The sequence below is a fragment of the Microseira wollei NIES-4236 genome, assembly GCF_020521235.1.
GTDB lineage: Bacteria > Cyanobacteriota > Cyanobacteriia > Cyanobacteriales > Aerosakkonemataceae > Microseira > Microseira wollei.
In genome coordinates, this window is the sequence record NZ_BLAY01000486.1 from 1 (window position 1) to 784 (window position 784).

At 44.8% G+C, this 784-nt stretch carries 2 protein-coding genes; both read left to right on the top strand.

Features of this window, described 5'->3' with window-relative positions; all coding sequences use genetic code 11:
* Window positions 1–594 (top strand): hypothetical protein (locus tag MiSe_RS49405; RefSeq protein ID WP_226594931.1); only part of this gene is annotated, 594 nt, incomplete at its 5' end.
* Window positions 594–784 (top strand): hypothetical protein (locus MiSe_RS49410; RefSeq protein WP_226594933.1); only part of this gene is annotated, 191 nt, incomplete at its 3' end. The genes MiSe_RS49405 and MiSe_RS49410, both read left to right, overlap by 1 nt.

Here is a 784-nt window from a genome sequence, read left to right on the forward strand (position 1 = left end):
GGAACAAGTATTAAAATTCAATTGTGGCAGGGAGATGGAAATGACGGTTTAACGCTAACTCCTAACACAATTGGTATTTCCAGCGATGCTAACTTTAATAACGCTGTAAATATTAATTATGGTTCAACCGAAAATTTTCCTATTAGGTGGACGACTTTTCAATCACAAGAGATTGCAATGGTAGTCGCGATTCGACCCGACAACAATGCTGGGTTGTGTTCTGCCGGTTTTCTTTGTCCTGCGGTTAAACCAAATTGGTGGCCTCATAGCTCTCTATACCCTGAGGCGCCTAATCGAAATGATATTGGTAAATTTAGGGTGTTGCCGCGAAATCCTTTATCCCCCAATCACCACGAGATTTTATTTAATCCCGCCAGCTTCCCGGCGAGCATTAATCCAGGTGGAACTAGAGATTTGTTAAAGCGAATAGTTTTATGCTCAAGCACTCAAGGTGGGATTGTTGGAATGACTTCTTCTGATTTTGGCATTATTATTTCTAGTGGATTAAATAGTCTGTCTCAATTGACTATTGATGGGCAGACTTGGGTAAATATCCGCATGAATTGGTGGTCTCTAGCGGTGAGGATTAGCTGATGATACTGATTTGGGGAGAGCAAGAACTTTCTAGTGGGGCAGCGATTGCATCGCCGCTATTGCCGCCTAACGAGACTCGTGTCAGCGAGTGGGACACAAGGGATTTTAGGGGACTAGTGAGTCAGCTGATGCTGGTCTGGCAGGGTTTCCCCCCCAATAACTTGCCGCTGTCGTATCCTGTGCCGTGGCA